Source organism: Pseudomonas sp. NBRC 111130, from assembly GCF_001320485.1.
Lineage (GTDB): Bacteria > Pseudomonadota > Gammaproteobacteria > Pseudomonadales > Pseudomonadaceae > Aquipseudomonas > Aquipseudomonas vlassakiae.
The window spans coordinates 36046-49353 of record NZ_BCBG01000030.1 but is presented as its reverse complement, the minus strand read 5'-3'; the positions used below and the strand labels follow the sequence as shown (position 1 = coordinate 49353).

General features: G+C 62.7%; 12 protein-coding genes. 7 read left to right on the top strand and 5 right to left on the bottom strand.

What is annotated here, in order from left to right; all coding sequences use genetic code 11:
* Positions 1 to 9: 9 nt before the first annotated feature.
* Positions 10 to 981, bottom strand: coding sequence for a taurine ABC transporter substrate-binding protein (gene tauA, locus APH33_RS15155; protein ID WP_054885924.1), 972 nt, complete (start codon positions 979 to 981; stop codon positions 10 to 12).
* A gap of 501 nt (positions 982 to 1482) precedes the next feature.
* Here tauA and APH33_RS15150 point away from each other — a divergent pair.
* The 7 genes from APH33_RS15150 (at position 1483) to APH33_RS15120 (ending at position 8010) form a co-directional block, all read left to right on the top strand.
* Positions 1483 to 2814 carry an OprD family porin gene (locus APH33_RS15150; RefSeq protein ID WP_054885923.1) on the top strand — a complete coding sequence of 444 codons (1332 nt, stop codon included), beginning with the start codon at positions 1483 to 1485 and terminating at the stop codon, positions 2812 to 2814.
* A gap of 163 nt (positions 2815 to 2977) precedes the next feature.
* Entirely contained in the window at positions 2978 to 3616 is a 639-nt protein-coding gene (locus APH33_RS15145) for a peroxiredoxin (RefSeq protein WP_054885922.1), read from the top strand.
* A gap of 363 nt (positions 3617 to 3979) precedes the next feature.
* The gene (locus APH33_RS15140) at positions 3980 to 4945 is read left to right on the top strand and encodes a sulfonate ABC transporter substrate-binding protein (RefSeq protein ID WP_054885921.1); all 966 of its coding nucleotides are present in this window, start codon (positions 3980 to 3982) and stop codon (positions 4943 to 4945) included.
* A 60-nt stretch (positions 4946 to 5005) separates the two neighbouring features.
* Entirely contained in the window at positions 5006 to 6154 is a 1149-nt protein-coding gene (gene ssuD / locus APH33_RS15135) for an FMNH2-dependent alkanesulfonate monooxygenase (protein ID WP_054885920.1), read from the top strand.
* Between the two features lie 10 nt (positions 6155 to 6164).
* Positions 6165 to 6962: an aliphatic sulfonate ABC transporter permease SsuC gene (ssuC, locus tag APH33_RS15130; protein WP_054885919.1), complete on the top strand. Its 798-nt coding sequence runs from the start codon at positions 6165 to 6167 to the stop codon at positions 6960 to 6962.
* Positions 6959 to 7771, top strand: coding sequence for an aliphatic sulfonates ABC transporter ATP-binding protein (gene ssuB, locus APH33_RS15125; RefSeq protein WP_054885918.1), 813 nt, complete (start codon positions 6959 to 6961; stop codon positions 7769 to 7771). The genes ssuC and ssuB overlap by 4 nt, the downstream gene beginning before the upstream one ends.
* A gap of 23 nt (positions 7772 to 7794) precedes the next feature.
* Complete coding sequence (locus tag APH33_RS15120; RefSeq protein WP_008095172.1) at positions 7795 to 8010, top strand: molybdopterin-binding protein; 216 nt, start codon at positions 7795 to 7797, stop codon at positions 8008 to 8010.
* 122 nt (positions 8011 to 8132) lie between these two features.
* Here APH33_RS15120 and APH33_RS15115 read toward each other — a convergent pair whose 3' ends face one another.
* The 4 genes from APH33_RS15115 to APH33_RS15100 form a co-directional block, all read right to left on the bottom strand.
* A complete protein-coding gene (locus APH33_RS15115; protein ID WP_054885917.1) occupies positions 8133 to 8765 on the bottom strand; it encodes a TetR/AcrR family transcriptional regulator in 633 nt (210 codons plus the stop codon).
* A complete protein-coding gene (gene gshA / locus APH33_RS15110) occupies positions 8765 to 10342 on the bottom strand; it encodes a glutamate--cysteine ligase (RefSeq protein WP_177332397.1) in 1578 nt (525 codons plus the stop codon). Before gshA ends, APH33_RS15115 begins: the two co-directional genes overlap by 1 nt.
* A gap of 154 nt (positions 10343 to 10496) precedes the next feature.
* On the bottom strand, positions 10497 to 10880 hold the full coding sequence (locus tag APH33_RS15105) for a PaaI family thioesterase (RefSeq protein ID WP_054885915.1): 384 nt from the start codon (positions 10878 to 10880) through the stop codon (positions 10497 to 10499).
* Positions 10880 to 13204 carry a Tex family protein gene (locus APH33_RS15100; protein WP_054885914.1) on the bottom strand — a complete coding sequence of 775 codons (2325 nt, stop codon included), beginning with the start codon at positions 13202 to 13204 and terminating at the stop codon, positions 10880 to 10882. The genes APH33_RS15105 and APH33_RS15100 overlap by 1 nt, the downstream gene beginning before the upstream one ends.
* Positions 13205 to 13308: the final 104 nt, after the last annotated feature.

The following is a 13308-nucleotide window of genomic DNA, read 5'->3' as shown; positions in this document are numbered from 1 at the left end:
GGCTCCGGATCAGTTTGGAAGGAATTTGTCGCTGACGTACGGCGAATAGTCCGGCAACACGGCTTCGACTTTGCCTTGTTGCTTGAGGAAGGTGGCGGTATCGGTCAGTGCCTTGGTGGTCGGCGCACCCAGGGCGCTGGCCTGGTCAGCGGCCAATGGGTAGACGTTGCCTTGCAGCAGCACCGGAATGTCGCTGGGCTTGGCACCGGACAGCTTGGCCAGCTTGTCGATGTTGCCCTTGTCGGCCAGCCAGGCTTTCGGGTCCTTGCGGTAGGCGGCGTAGGCGTCGAGGGTGACCTTGGCGAACGCCTTGACCACGTCAGGGTGCTTGTCGGCAAAGTCCTTGCGCACGATCCAGGCATCGAAGGTCGGTGCGCCTTTTTCGGCCAGTTCGCCCGAGGTGATCAGCACCTTGCCGTTTTCCTTGGCTACACCGAGTGCCGGGTCCCAGACGTAGGTAGCGTCGATGTCGCCGCGCTTCCAGGCGGCGATGATCGCCGGTGGCGCAAGGTTGAGGATCTGCACCTTGGACGGGTCGATGTTCCAGCTTTTCAGCGCGGCCAGCAGGCTGTAGTGGCCGGTAGAAACGAACGGCACGGCGACTTTCTTGCCGATCAGGTCTTGTGGGGTCTTGATGCTGTCACGGGCGACCAGGGCCTCGCCGGCACCGATCTGGGTGGCAATGAGGAAGGTCTCGACCGGTAGCTTGCGAGTGGCGGCGGCAGCCAGAGGGCTTGAGCCGAGGTAGCCGATCTGGACGTCGCCACTGGCCACGGCGGTAATCACGTCCGCGCCGTTATCAAACTTGCGCCAGTCGATGCTGGCCTTGCTGGCTTTTTCATAATTGCCATCGACCTGGGCCACTTTGGCCGGGTCGACGGTGGTCTGGTAGGCAACGGTCAGGTCGGCGGCCTGGGCCAACCAGCTGGTGCTGGCGAGGGTCAGGGCGGCGAACAGGCGCAGCGGAGCGTGCGGGATCATGGTGAACCTCTCGTCAGGCAATGGATGTATTGGATGGCGAGAAGACTAGATGATCTAAGAAATCAAAAATAAATAACTTTTTAGAATTAGCTTAGGAGCCAAACGCTTTAACACTGGCCACAGCTGAGAAAGGGAGGCTGGCGAAACAGTGATCCGCTGCTAACCTCTGTTCCCTTCGTGAGGGTGAGGAATTGGCTACTGGTCGGCAAACGTTTGCAAATAACCTAAAGGTATGATTGACATCGCCGATACAACTTTTCGTAGTAAAGGTTCCTACGATATTCCTTAAAAATCTTACAAATTCATAAAACGGTCATTTTGGATTTATAGGATTGTCATTATCCTGTAGCGCAGGGGGCGTCTTAGACCAAAGTCGAGAAATGTTTAGAAACGATTGACTAAATGGTCACGCTTTGGGGCTAATCGCCCATCCACGGTAGAGCAGGGCAACAGATCCTGCCGCCAGAGATACACAAGAATTAGAACGTAGAGGAGCAAAACATGTACAAGTCCAGCCTGGCTCTGGCCGTGGCAGTGGGGGTTTTCGCCCAAGCAGCAGGTGCCGCCGGTTTCGTCGAAGACAGCAAACTGTCGCTCAGCTCGCGCACCATGTACTTCAACAACGACAACCGTGATGGCGGCGCTGACAACCGTGAGTCGGGTCAGGGCTTCAAGCTCGACTACATCTCCGGCTTCACGCCAGGCACCGTTGGTTTCGGTGTAGACGCCCAGGCCCTGTGGGGTATTCACCTGGATGGCGGCAAAGGCCACCACCCTGACGTCGGCACTTTCTTCCCAAGCGATAGCGACGGTTCGGCCGTAGACCAGTGGGCACGCTTCGGCGCCAATGCCAAGGCCCGCTTCTCGAAGACCGAGGTTCACTTCGGTAGCGCCCTGGCGCCAAACCTGCCGATCCTGGTCTCCAACGACGGTCGCCTGCTGCCGCAGACCTTCGAGGGTGGCACCATCCAGTCGAAGGAAATCGACAACCTGACCGTCAACGCCGGCCAGCTGACCCACGCCATGGGCCGTGCTTCGAGCAACCGCACCGGCCTGTCGGTTGCGGGCGCTACTGCCGACAGCAACAAGTTCCGCTTCGGTGGCCTGGACTACAAACTCACTCCAGACCTGACCCTGCAGTACTACTACTCGAACCTGGAAGACTTCTACAAGCAGCACTTCCTGGGCGCGACTCACGTCTTCAAGATTGCTGACGACCAGTCGTTCAAGACCGACCTGCGCTACTTCGACAGCAGCAGCGACGGCAACAACGGTCACGGCGGCGGCTACAACTTCAACAACAACGGCGGCTACGCCAAGAACACTGGCAAGATCGACAACAAGACCTGGTCTGCCATGTTCACCTACACCCTCGGTGGCCACGCACTCATGCTGGGTCGTCAGCAAGTCAGCGACGACGGCGGTTTCGTCTGGCTGAACCAGGGTAACGTGGTCGATGGCAACAACCGTCCTGAAGGTGCCGGTGGTTCCAGCTTCTACCTGTTCACCGACAGCATGATCAACCAGTTCGCCCGTGCTGGTGAGAACACCAACTTCGGCCAGTACTCCTACGACTTCGCCTCGCTGGGCGTTCCGGGCCTGAAGGCTTCGATTGCCTATCTGCGCGGTGACGACATTCGTTACAAGAGCGGCCATGGCACCTACAACGAGTGGGAACGTGACGCACGCGTCGACTACACCATTCAGCAAGGTACCCTCAAAGGCCTGGGCTTCAGCCTGCGTCAGGGCGTCTACCGTGGCGGTAGCAACGAAGCCAGCGCCGACCAGGATCAGACTCGCTTCATCGTGAACTACACTTACAGCTTCCTGTAAGCCGTAGCCACACAGAAAGCCTCGCCTAGTGCGAGGCTTTTTTATGTCCGCGCGTTCGTATGCTCAACGGTTATAAATAAATCATTATTTATTCTTTTTATTTCTCATCGAATGCAGGCACATTGAACCCACACGCCAGAACACAGCACAGGAGCCGCACCCCATGAGCCTCAAACTCGGCGACATCGCCCCGGACTTCGAGCAGGAATCCAGTGAAGGCAAGATCCGCTTCCATGAATGGCTGGGCAACAGCTGGGGTGTGCTGTTCTCCCACCCGGCGGACTTCACCCCGGTGTGCACCACCGAGCTGGGCCTGACCGCCAAGCTCAAGGACGACTTCGCCAAGCGCGGCGTGAAGGCCATCGCTCTGTCGGTCGACCCGGTCGAGTCGCACCACAAGTGGATCGAGGATATCAACGAGACCCAGAACACCGTGGTCAATTTCCCGATCATCGCCGATGCCGACCGCAAGGTCTCCGACCTGTACGACCTGATCCACCCCAACGCCAGCGACACCCTCACCGTGCGCTCGCTGTTCGTCATCGACCCGAACAAGAAGGTGCGCCTGACCATTACCTACCCGGCCAGTACCGGGCGCAACTTCAACGAAATCCTGCGGGTGATTGACTCGCTGCAGCTCACCGACAACCACAAGGTCGCCACACCAGGTAACTGGCAGGACGGCGACGAGGTGGTGATCGTGCCCTCGCTGAAGGACGAAGACGAAATCAAGCAGCGCTTCCCGAAAGGTTATCGGGCGGTGAAACCCTATCTGCGGCTGACCCCGCAACCCAATCGCTAATGAATTCCTCGTTGCATTGCTCTTAGCCATAGCAGGGATTTTCGGGCCGTTTCGACGGCCCTTTTTTATGCCTGTGAGAAAAGTGCTGGCTGCTTCGCGGGCACGCCCGCTGCCACAGGCAGTGCGGTAGCTGTAGGAGCGGGCGTGCCCGCGAAAGGGCCCTAAAACCAAAAGTTAAAAAAGAAATAAACAAATGAAAAAATATGATTTCTAGATATATGAACAGGCTGGTAATGTCACTCCAACAGAACATCAGGCAATGCCGACACCACTGACCGGCCTAGCCATTCGCTCCACCACCTTACTCGCCCGCCAACGAGGCAAGCAGGTGCAACCCGAACCCAACTCGCACAGGAGAGCGCCATGCGCACAGTCTTCTTGCGTCGTGGTCTGGTCGCCCTGTTTGCGGCGGCTGTGTCCTTCGGCGCCATCACCCAAGCCCAGGCCGAGAGCCTGCGTATCGGTTATCAGAAATACGGCACCCTGGTGTTGCTCAAGGCCAAGGGCACGCTGGAGAAGCGCCTGGCCGAGCAGGGCGTACAAGTGCAATGGACCGAATTCCCCGGTGGCCCGCAGCTGCTCGAAGGGCTGAACGTCGGTTCCATCGACTTCGGCGTCACTGGCGAGACGCCGCCGGTATTCGCTCAGGCCGCTGGCGCCGATCTGCTCTACGTGGCCTACGAGCCACCAGCGCCGCACAGCGAAGCCATCCTCGTGCCGAAGGGCTCGCCGATCCAGTCGGTGAAGGAACTCAAAGGCAAGAAAGTCGCCCTCAACAAAGGCTCCAACGTTCACTACCTGTTGGTCCGTGCCCTGCAGGATGCAGGGCTCACTTACAGCGACATCCAGCCCGTCTACCTGCCGCCTGCCGATGCCCGCGCCGCTTTCGAACGCGGCAGCGTCGATGCCTGGGTGATCTGGGACCCCTACCAGGCGGCCGCCGAGCAACAGTTGCAGGCCCGTACCCTGCGTGACGGCAAGGGCCTGGTCGACAACCACCAGTTCTACCTGGCTACCCGCACCTACGCCACCCAGCACCCGGCGGTGATCAGCACCCTGATCGACGAGGTACGCGCAGTGGGCCAATGGTCCCAGGCCAACCCGCAGGAAGTCACCGATCAAGTCGCGCCGCTGCTTGGCCTGCCCGCCGATATCACCCTGACCTCGGTTAAACGCCAGGGCTACGGTGCTCAGCCGCTCACCCCGCAAGTGGTGGCCGCACAACAGAAGATTGCCGACACCTTCCAGGCGCTCAAGCTGATTCCCAAGCCGCTGAGCATCAAGGACGTGATCTGGACACCCCCGGCCAAGGTCGCCACCGCGCCTTGATTGATCCGCCTGCGCCGGGGCGCCGCCCTGGCCTGCGCCACCCTTGAGGAGACAACTCCAATGAGCCTTAACATTTTCTGGTTCCTCCCTACCCACGGTGACGGCAAGTACCTGGGCACCTCCGACGGCGCCCGCGCAGTCGATCACGGCTACCTGCAACAGATCGCCCAAGCCGCCGACCGCCTCGGTTTTGGTGGGGTGCTGATCCCTACCGGGCGGTCCTGCGAGGACTCCTGGCTGGTGGCAGCGTCGCTGATTCCGGTGACCCAGCGCCTGAAGTTTCTCGTGGCCCTGCGCCCAGGCATCATTTCGCCGACCGTGGCCGCACGCCAGGCCGCTACCCTCGATCGGCTTTCCAACGGCCGTGCGCTGTTCAACCTGGTGACCGGCGGTGACCCTGATGAACTGGCCGGCGATGGCCTGCACCTGAACCACCAGGAGCGCTACGAAGCCTCGGTCGAGTTCACCCGCATCTGGCGCAAGGTGCTGGAAGGCGAAACCGTCGACTACGACGGCAAGCACATCCAGGTGAAGGGCGCCAAACTGCTCTATCCGCCGATTCAGCAGCCGCGCCCGCCACTGTACTTCGGCGGCTCTTCGGAGGCTGCCCAGGACCTCGCCGCCGAGCAGGTCGAGCTGTACCTGACCTGGGGCGAGCCGCCAAGCGCCGTTGCCGAGAAAATCGCCCAGGTGCGTGAGAAGGCCGCTGCGCAGGGCCGCGAAGTCCGCTTCGGCATTCGCCTGCATGTGATCGTGCGTGAAACCAACGAAGAAGCCTGGGCTGCCGCAGACAAGCTGATCTCGCACCTGGACGACGATACCATCGCCCGTGCCCAGGCCTCGCTGGCCCGTTTCGACTCGGTCGGCCAGCAGCGCATGGCGGCCTTGCACAAGGGCAACCGCGACAATCTCGAGGTCAGCCCCAACCTCTGGGCCGGTGTCGGCCTGGTGCGTGGCGGTGCCGGTACAGCGCTGGTCGGTGATGGCCCGACCGTGGCGGCACGGGTCAAGGAGTACGCCGAGCTGGGTATCGATACCTTCATCTTCTCCGGCTACCCCCACCTGGAAGAGTCGTATCGGGTTGCCGAACTGCTGTTCCCGCACCTCGATGTGCAACGCCCGGAACAGGCCAAGGCGGGCGGTTACGTGAGCCCGTTCGGTGAAATGGTCGCCAACGACATCCTGCCCAAGTCCGTCGCGCAGAGCTGAGGGCCGGGCCATGAGTCGCAAAACTTCCACCACCCTGAGCCAGCGCCTGGCCCCGTGGGCACTGCCGGTGCTGCTGCTGGCAGCCTGGCAGCTGGCGGTCAGCGCCGGCTGGCTGTCGACCCGTATCCTGCCTGCGCCGAGCGCGGTGGTCAGTGCGGGTGTCGAGCTGGTGCGCAGCGGTGAAATCTGGACCCACCTGGCGATCAGCGGCTGGCGGGCCGGGCTGGGCTTCTTGATTGGCGGCAGCATCGGGCTGGTGCTGGGCTTCATCACCGGCCTGTCGAACTGGGGCGAACGCCTGCTCGACAGCTCGGTGCAGATGATCCGCAACGTGCCGCACCTGGCGCTGATCCCCTTGGTGATCCTGTGGTTCGGTATCGATGAGTCGGCGAAGATCTTCCTAGTCGCGCTGGGCACGCTGTTCCCGATCTACCTGAACACCTACCACGGCATCCGCAATGTCGACCCGGCACTGGTGGAAATGGCCCGCAGCTATGGCTTGTCCGGCTTCGGCCTGTTCCGCCAGGTGATCCTGCCCGGTGCGCTGCCCTCGATCCTGGTCGGTGTGCGCTTCGCCCTGGGCTTCATGTGGCTGACGCTGATCGTCGCCGAGACCATTTCGGCCAGCTCCGGCATCGGTTACCTGGCCATGAATGCCCGTGAATTCCTGCAGACCGACGTGGTGGTGCTGGCCATCGTCCTGTACGCCGTGCTCGGCAAGCTCGCCGACCTTGCTGCCCGCGGCCTGGAGCGGGTGTGGCTGCGCTGGCACCCGGCTTACCAGGTGGCGAAGAAGGAGGGCGCATGACCGTGCTCAAGGAACAGCCGCCACGCCTGCTGCGTGGTATCCCGCTGGCCGCCAACGGCCTGCGCAAGGCCTTCGGCCAGCGGGAAGTATTGAAAGGTATCGACCTGCATATCCCGGCCGGGCAGTTCGTGGCCATCGTCGGTCGCAGCGGTTGCGGCAAGAGCACCTTGCTGCGCTTGTTGGCCGGTCTCGACCAGCCGACTTCCGGACAGTTGCTGGCCGGAGCCGCCCAGCTGAGCGAAGCCCGCGAGGAAACCCGGCTGATGTTCCAGGAGGCGCGCCTGCTGCCTTGGAAAAAGGTGATCGACAACGTCGGCCTGGGGCTCAGCGGCAACTGGCGCCAGCGCGCTCTGGATGCGCTGGAGGCGGTCGGCCTGGCTGATCGTGCCAACGAATGGCCGGCGGCGTTGTCCGGTGGCCAGAAGCAGCGTGTGGCCCTGGCCCGGGCCTTGATCCACCAACCGCGCCTGCTGCTGCTGGATGAGCCGCTGGGCGCGCTGGATGCCCTGACCCGCATCGAGATGCAGCAACTGATCGAACGCCTGTGGCGTCAGCACGGCTTTACCGTGCTGCTGGTGACCCACGACGTCAATGAGGCGGTGGCTGTCGCGGATCGGGTAATCCTGATCGAAGACGGCGAAGTCGGCCTCGACCTTACCGTTGACCTGGCCAGGCCAAGGGCGCGTGGTTCGCTCCGCCTGGCCGCGCTGGAAAGCGAAGTGCTCAACCGTGTTCTGTCGGCTCCGGGTACTCCGCCCGAGCCGGACCCTGTAGCCCCTTTGCCCACGCAACTGCGTTGGGCGCACTGAAGCCAAAGAGAAGGAATCAAGCCATGACCATCAAAGCGATCAACGTCCGTAACCAGTTCAAAGGCACCGTGAAAGAAATCCTCGAAGGCCCGGTATTGTCGGAAATCGACGTGCAGACTGCCTCGGGTATCGTCACTTCGGTGATTACAACCCGCTCGGTGAAAGAGCTGGAACTGCAAGTGGGCAGCGAAGTGATCGCCTTCGTGAAATCGACTGAAGTGTCCATTGCCAAACTGTGATGTTGGCATTTGGGACTGCTTTGCAGTCCTTTCGCGACACAAGGCCGCTCCTACAGAAATCACTCGATCCCTGTAGGAGCGGCCTTGTGTCGCGAAAGGGCCGCACAGCGGCCCCAATAATGTCAGCCCTGACGCTTGGCCAGGAAAGGCGGCAGGTAAAGGCCCAGATACGCCTCGAACACCCGCTTGCCTTCTTCGGCCATGCGCGGCGTGATCGCCTCATGCAACTGCACTGACCGCGCATACACCCGGTCGCTCAGCTCCATCGCCAAGGCGAACACATCCACATCTGTCGGCATCACCGGCAGGTGAAAGTGCTGGTCGAACAGCTTTTGCATCAGGTCGCCCAGCTCCATGTCGTGCTGCCGGTCGGCCTGCACCACTTCACTGAGCCCATGCTGGGCCAGAATCAACTGCCGTGCCGCCGCATCCTCGTTGTAGATGTCGAGCATGCGCTGCTCGATCAGCCGCGAAAGCTCATGCCAGGTGGTGAACGCGCCGCTGTCGATCGGTGCGCGCAAGGCCTCGCGAAACGCCCGATGCACATCAGCGGTCAGCGCCTCCAGCAAGGCCGGGACGCTGGCGAAGAAGTGGTACACCGACGACGGCGGAATCTGCGCCCGCTCGGCCACGCTGTAGATCGAAAGCGCCGCCACCCCTTGTTCGGCCAACAGCTCACGTGCACAGGCCAGGATCGCTTCGATCCTGGCCTGGCTGCTGGCGCGTGGCTTGCGTGGGGTGGCGGTGCGGTTCATCAGTTGCTGATTGCCAGGATGCTGGCCTGGTAGGCGCCGACGAACAGGTCGAAGTCACCGACTTCCTCCTGCTCCAGCTCGGACTGCTTGGCGAGCGACTCGCGGGCCAAGGTCTCGAAGGCCTGTTGCTGCTCGACCGACAGCGGTTGCTCGCGGAAGGTCTCGGCATGCAGGCGGCTCTGGCGCAGGGAGAACTGGACGAAGGATTCGTCGTGCTCGGTCATGCGCGCCAGCACCTGGGCCGACGGGGTCAGCGAGGCGTCATCGACCTTGGCCTGCTGGGCAGCCAGGGCCCTGGCGTGTTCGTCGCCACCCTGGGCGCTGTCGAGCAACGCCGCCAGCTGGCCGATGCGGCTGATCAGCTCGGTAGCCCATTCGCGCAGCGCGACTGGCTGGCCGTTGCGCTGCAGTTTCAGCTCCGGGCGACGGCCTTCCTTGACCACGGTAAGGAAGTTGCTGGTGCACTGGCCGCACTCGCCGTTGTCCAGCTGCGGGCTTTCTTCAAGGGCGCAGAACAACAGGAAGGCGTCGAGGAAGCGCGCTTCGGTCAGGTCGATGCCCACCGGCAGGAACGGGTTGATGTCCAGGCAGCGCACTTCGACGTACTGCACGCCGCGCGAGGTCAGCGCCTGGATCGGCCGCTCGCCGGTGTAGGTGACGCGTTTCGGGCGGATGTTCGAGTAGTACTCGTTCTCGATCTGCAGGATGTTGGTGTTCAACTGCACCCATTCGCCATTCACATGCGTACCGACCTCGACATAAGGCGGGTAGGGCGTGCCCACCGCCTTGCGCAGGCTGTCGGTATAGCTGGCGAGGTTGTTGTAGCAGGGCGTGAGGCCGGCCTGGGCGTTGCTCTGGTAGCCCAGGTCACTCATGCGCAGGCTGGTGGCATAAGGCAGGTACAGGGTTTCGGCGTCGAGTTCTTCGAGCTGGTGCGGGCGGCCGCGCAGGAAGCCCTTGTCCAGTGCTGGCGAGGCGCCGAACAGGTACATCAGCAGCCAACTGTAGCGGCGGAAGTTGCGGATCAGCGCAATGTACGCCGAGGACTGGTAGTCGCGATCGCTTTCCTCGCCACCTTCGGCATCGCGCAGCAGCGGCCACAGCGCTTCCGGCAGAGAGAAATTGTAATGAATGCCGGCGATGCACTGCATGGTGCGGCCGTAGCGCAAGGCCAGGCCCTTGCGGTAGACGTGCTTGAGCTTGCCGATGTTCGAAGTGCCGTACTCGGCGATCGGGATATCTTCCTCGGCCGGCAACGTGCAAGGCATCGACGGACTCCACAAATACTCGTCGCGAAGCTTGCTGTAGACGAAGCGGTGGGTCTGTTCGAGGCTTTCGAGCACCTCGGCCGGGTCGGCCAGCGCCGGCGTGATGAACTCCAGCAGCGACTCGGAATAGTCTGTGGTGATCTGCTCGTTGGTCAGCGCCGAGCCCAGTGCCTCGGGGTGCGGGGTCTGGGCCAGGCGACCTTCGTCGGTCACGCGCAGGCATTCGCGCTCAATACCGTGCAGGCACTGCTTGAGCAGGGGGAGATTGGCGCCGAGCAAGCTCAGGCGGCGGTTGAGGAGGTCGCTCAAGATGTATTCCTTCACGCGTCAGTCGCCCCAATATGGGGGTAGAGCTGACGGTCTACAAGGGTAGGAAGAAAGGAACTGGCGTTGTCGCCTGGTTTACGCGGTTCCGGCAGTGCCAGCGCACTGCCGAAAAATACCGCAGATACCCCTTGGTGAGCTAGAGAACCGCGAAGGTTCCTTGCGCTTTCGCCACCAGTTTGTCGCCTTGAACTACGTCGGCGTCGACCACCAGGGTACGGCGCCCGGCGTGCAGCACACGGGCGGTGCACAGCACTTCACCGTCGCTGACCGCGCGCAGGTAGTTGATCTTGCATTCGATGGTCACACTCTGCTGGTCGAAACCGTGGCTGGCCGAGCAGGCCAGGCCCATGGCGATGTCAACCAGGCTGAAGATCGCCCCGCCGTGCAGCTTCTGGCCACGGTTGCGCAGGTGCGGCTCGAGCGCCAGGGCCACCTCGGCAACGCCTGTCTCCAGACGTTGCACGCGGCAGCCAAGGAGCTGGCTGTAAGCGCTTTGGACCACTTCCTTGGGGATGTCCATCACTTCTTCTTCAGTTGCTTGGCGTTGGCGAACAGGGCGGCCATGGCGTTGTTGGCCGGGGCTGCGGTGGCGGTTTCACGCTGGCGTGGCGCCTGCTGCTGGCGGTTGCCGCCATTGCCCCGGTTGCCGCCACGGTTGCCGTCGACTTTCTCGCCCGGGGTGTCGCTCATGCGCATGGACAGGCCGACGCGCTTGCGCGGGATGTCGACCTCCATGACCTTGACCTTGACCACGTCACCGGCCTTGACCGCTTCACGCGGGTCCTTGACGAACTTCTCCGACAGCGCCGAGATATGCACCAGGCCGTCCTGGTGCACGCCGATGTCGACGAAGGCACCGAAGTTGGTGACGTTGGTCACCACGCCTTCGAGGATCATGCCCGGCTCCAGGTCCTTGAGCTCCTCGACACCGTCCTGGAAGGTGGCGGTCTTGAACTCCGGGCGTGGGTCGCGGCCGGGTTTGTCCAGTTCCTGGAGGATGTCGGTGACGGTCGGCAGGCCGAAGGTCTCGTCGGTGAATTGCTTTGGGTCCAGGCGCTTGAGGAAGGCGCTGTCGCCAATCAGCGAGCGGATGTCACGGTCGGTGCCGGCGGCGATGCGCTGCACCAGCGGGTAGGCCTCAGGGTGCACGGCGGAGGCGTCGAGCGGGTTGTCGCCGTTCATCACGCGCAGGAAGCCTGCGGCCTGTTCGAAGGTCTTCTCGCCCAGGCGGCTGACCTTTTTCAGTGCCGCTCGGGTGGCGAACGGGCCGTTGGCGTCGCGGTGGGCGACGATATTCTGGGCCAGGGTCGCGTTCAGGCCCGAAATCCGGGTAAGCAGCGCGACCGAAGCGGTGTTGACGTCGACGCCCACGGCGTTCACGCAGTCCTCGACCACAGCGTCCAGGCCGCGGGCCAGCTTGATTTGCGAGACGTCGTGCTGGTACTGGCCGACACCGATGGATTTCGGGTCGATCTTTACCAATTCGGCCAGCGGGTCCTGCAGGCGGCGGGCGATCGACACGGCGCCACGGATCGACACGTCCAGGTCCGGGAATTCGCGGGCGGCCAGTTCAGACGCCGAATACACCGAAGCACCCGCTTCGGAGACCATGACCTTGGTGATTTTCAGGGCTGGGTACTTCTTGACCAGTTCGGCCACCAGCTTGTCGCTCTCGCGGCTGGCGGTGCCGTTGCCGATGGCGATCAGCTCCACCGAGTGCTTGGCGCACAAGGCGGCCATGATGGCAATGGTGCGGTCCCAGTCGTTCTTCGGTGCATGCGGGTAGACCGTGGTGTGGTCGAGCAATTTGCCTGTGGCATCGACCACCGCGATCTTGCAGCCGGTGCGCAGGCCCGGGTCGAAGCCCAGGGTGGCGCGCGGGCCGGCCGGGGCGGCCAGCAGCAGGTCGTGCAGGTTGTGGGCGAAGACGTTGATCGCCTCGCTCTCGGCATTGTCGCGCAGCTCGCCGAACAGGTCGGTTTCCAGGTGAGTGTAGAGCTTGACCTTCCAGGTCCAGCGGACCACTTCAGCCAACCATTTGTCGGCCGGGCGGCCGCGGTTTTCGATGCCGACGTGGTTGCCGATCATCAGTTCGCACGGGTGCAAGGTCCCGGGCAATTCTTCGCCGACCTTGAGCGAGGCGCTCAGCACGCCTTCGTTGCGCCCGCGGAAAATCGCCAGGGCGCGGTGCGAAGGGGCCGTGCGCAGCAGCTCGTCATGGGCGAAGTAGTCGCGGAACTTCGCGCCCTCTTCTTCCTTGCCCGCCACCACGCGGGCGCTGAGCACCGCTTCCTGCTTGAGGAAATTGCGCAGCTTGTCGAGCAGGGCAGCGTCTTCGGCGAAACGCTCCATGAGGATGTACTTGGCGCCTTCCAGTGCGGCCTTGGCATCGGCCACGCCTTTTTCGGCGTCGACGAAGCGCGCGGCTTCGCTTTCCGGCGCCAGGCCGGGGTCGTTGAACAGGCCGTCGGCCAGCTCGCCGAGGCCGGCTTCCAGGGCGATCTGGCCCTTGGTGCGGCGCTTCTGCTTGTACGGCAGGTAGAGGTCTTCAAGACGCGTCTTGGTGTCGGCCAGCTTGATCTCGCGGGCCAGTTCCGGAGTCAGCTTGCCCTGTTCCTCGATGCTGGACAGGATGCTGGCACGGCGCTCGTCGAGCTCGCGCAGATAGCGCAGGCGCTCTTCCAGATGGCGCAGCTGGGTGTCGTCGAGGCTACCGGTCACTTCCTTGCGGTAACGGGCGATGAAAGGCACGGTCGAGCCTTCGTCCAACAGGCCCACGGCCGCCTCGACCTGCTGGGGGCGTACGCCCAGTTCCTCGGCGATACGGCTGTTGATGCTGTCCATGTAAACCACCTGACATTTGTGAATACGGGGGTCGCCGATGGGCCTTGGGCCCGGTGGCGCTGGATGAAAGCCGCGCATTATACCCATCGCAAACGGCTTGCGGT